The sequence below is a fragment of the Kluyvera georgiana ATCC 51603 genome (assembly GCF_001654985.1).
In the GTDB taxonomy this organism is placed as follows: domain Bacteria; phylum Pseudomonadota; class Gammaproteobacteria; order Enterobacterales; family Enterobacteriaceae; genus Kluyvera; species Kluyvera georgiana.
Genome location: NZ_LXEU01000011.1, coordinates 1 through 2,946, shown reverse-complemented (window position 1 = coordinate 2,946; position 2,946 = coordinate 1). Strand labels below are relative to the sequence as shown.

Annotated in this window: 1 protein-coding gene and 1 pseudogene; one reads left to right on the top strand and one right to left on the bottom strand. The window is 58.4% G+C overall.

The genetic code is table 11. The features are described from left to right. Positions 1–240: pseudogene (locus M989_RS25990) on the bottom strand (pilus assembly protein); the annotation flags it as partial. A 119-nt stretch (positions 241–359) separates the two neighbouring features. Here M989_RS25990 and mrcA point away from each other — a divergent pair. Continuing rightward, complete coding sequence (mrcA, locus tag M989_RS02320) at positions 360–2,912, top strand: peptidoglycan glycosyltransferase/peptidoglycan DD-transpeptidase MrcA (RefSeq protein WP_064541507.1); 2,553 nt, start codon at positions 360–362, stop codon at positions 2,910–2,912. Positions 2,913–2,946 lie beyond the last annotated feature (34 nt).

The window sequence follows — 2,946 nt, the reverse complement described above, 5'->3', positions numbered from 1 at the left end:
ACGAGGTAGGTTTTTTTGTAACGTTCTATTGGCAGGAAACGCGATGCTTACCGCATGCTGCCAGGGGAGTTCACGGCGCCACGGCGTAAGGGCGGCGAGCAGAGCATCGTCATCGGGGGAAGCAAGCGGCAGTTGCCACCAGCGGCGCAGCGACCAGCCCAGGCGGGCGCGCTGGAGAGCAACGATAAAAATATTATCTTGCTTAATATGGAGACCCATTTGCCAACAGTTGAAAGCCATTTCACGATTATCCTTACGTCACCGCAGGGTGACGGCTATATCAATGAATCAGGCTTGCCTTTATACTACCGCGCGTTTGTTTATAAACTGCCCAAATGACACTCAATGGGAAATCTCCGGTGAAGTTCGTAAAGTATTTATTCATCCTTGCAGTCTGTTGCATTCTGCTGGGAGCAGGCTCGATTTATGGCCTCTACAAATATATTGAGCCGCAGCTGCCAGACGTCGCTACGCTCAGAGACGTGCGCCTGCAGGTGCCCATGCAGGTCTATAGCGCAGATGGCGAGCTCATCGCACAGTACGGTGAGAAACGCCGTATTCCGATGACTCTCAACCAGATTCCGCCACAGATGGTAAAGGCGTTCATTGCCACCGAAGATAGCCGCTTCTATGAGCACCACGGGATTGATCCCATTGGTATCTTCCGTGCGGCCAGCGTCGCGCTGGTGAACGGCCACGCCTCTCAGGGGGCCAGTACCATTACTCAACAGCTGGCGCGTAACTTCTTCCTTAGCCCTGAAAAGACGCTGATGCGTAAAATTAAGGAAGCGTTCCTGGCTATTCGCATCGAGCAGTTGCTGAGCAAAGATGAAATTCTCGAGCTGTATCTGAACAAGATCTACCTCGGCTACCGCGCTTACGGCGTGGGGGCGGCGGCGCAGGTTTACTTCGGTAAGCCAGCCGACCAGTTGAGCCTCAGTGAAATGGCGGTGATTGCCGGTCTGCCGAAAGCGCCGTCGACCTTCAACCCGCTATACTCGCTGGACCGTGCCACCGCACGTCGCAACGTTGTGCTGTCGCGTATGCTGAGTGAAGGCTATATCACCCAGGCGCAGTACGATCAGGCGCGCAGCGAAGCTATTGACGCCAACTATCACGCGCCGGAAATCGCCTTCTCCGCGCCGTATCTCACCGAGATGGTGCGTCAGGATATGGTGAAACAATACGGCGAACAGGCCTATGAAGACGGCTACCGTGTTTACACCACCATCACGCGCAAAAATCAGCAGGCGGCCCAGCAGGCGCTGCGTAATAACGTGATGGATTACGATATGCGCCACGGCTACCGCGGCCCGGCCAACGTGCTGTGGAAAGCGGGTGAAGCCCCCTGGGACAGTAAGAAAATTCGTGCCTCGCTGCGTCCGCTGCCGTCTTACGGCCCGCTGTTGCCCGCCGTGGTGACAGCCGCGAATCCGCAGGAAGCGACGGTGGAACTGGCCGACGGTACTTCGGTGTCGATAGGCATGGAAGGCATGCGCTGGGCGCGTCCTTATCGTTCCGACACCGCGCAGGGCCCAACCCCGCGTAAGGTGACGGACGTGGTACAGGCTGGGCAGCAGATTTGGGTACGCCAGAACGGCGACAGCTGGTGGCTAGCACAGGTACCGGACGTCAATTCCGCGCTGGTGTCGATTAACCCGAAAAATGGCGCCATCATCGCGCTGGTGGGCGGCTTCGACTTTAACCAGAGCAAGTTCAACCGTGCGACTCAGGCGCTGCGTCAGGTTGGTTCCAACATCAAGCCCTTCCTCTACACCGCCGCGATGGATAAAGGCTTAACGCTGGCCAGTATGCTCAACGACGTGCCTATCTCCCGTTGGGATGCCGGCGCCGGTTCTGACTGGCAGCCGAAAAACTCCCCGGCAGAGTACGCGGGCCCTATTCGCCTGCGTCAGGGTCTGGGGCAGTCGAAGAACGTAGTGATGGTGCGCGCGATGCGAGCAATGGGCGTGGATTATGCGGCGGAATATCTGCAGCGTTTTGGCTTCCCGGCGGAAAACATCGTGCATACCGAATCGCTGGCGTTAGGTTCCGCCTCGTTCACGCCGCTACAGGTCGCGCGTGGCTACGCGGTGATGGCGAACGGCGGCTTCCTGGTTGACCCTTATTACATCAGCAAAATTGAAAATGACCAGGGCGGCGTGCTGTTTGAAGCGAAGCCGAAAATTGCCTGTGCCGAGTGCAACCTGCCGGTAATCTACGGTGATACGCCGAAGTCGAACGTGCTGGAGAATCAGGACGTGGAAGACGTCGCCATCTCGCAGACCCCGCAAAACGCCACCGTTCCAATGCCGGAACTGGAGCAGGCAAACCAGCAGTTGGTGGCTCAGAGCGGCGGTCAGGAGTATGCGCCGCACGTGATTAACACCCCGCTGGCGTTCCTGATTAAGAGCGCGCTGAATACCAACATCTTCGGCGAGCCGGGCTGGCAGGGTACCGGCTGGCGCGCAGGCCGCGACCTGGGTCGCCGCGATATCGGCGGTAAGACCGGGACCACCAACAGTTCGAAAGATGCCTGGTTCTCCGGCTACGGGCCGGATGTGGTCACCTCAGTGTGGATTGGCTTTGACGATCATCGTCGCGATCTGGGGCGCACAACCGCCTCTGGCGCGATCAAAGATCAGATTTCCGGTTACGAAGGCGGCGCGAAGAGCGCGCAGCCAGCCTGGGATGCGTTTATGAAACAGGTGCTGGCGGGCGTGCCGGAACAGCCGCTGACGCCGCCGCCGGGCGTGGTGACGGTCAACATCGACCGCAGCACCGGGCAGCTTGCCAACGGTGGCAGCAGCCGCCAGGAGTACTTCATTGACGGAACGCAGCCGACACAACAGGCGGTTCACGAGGTGGGGACTGAAGTGATTGATAACGGGGAAACCCACGAGTTGTTCTGATGTTATAGCAGAATTTCCGCAGTCCATCAGACGA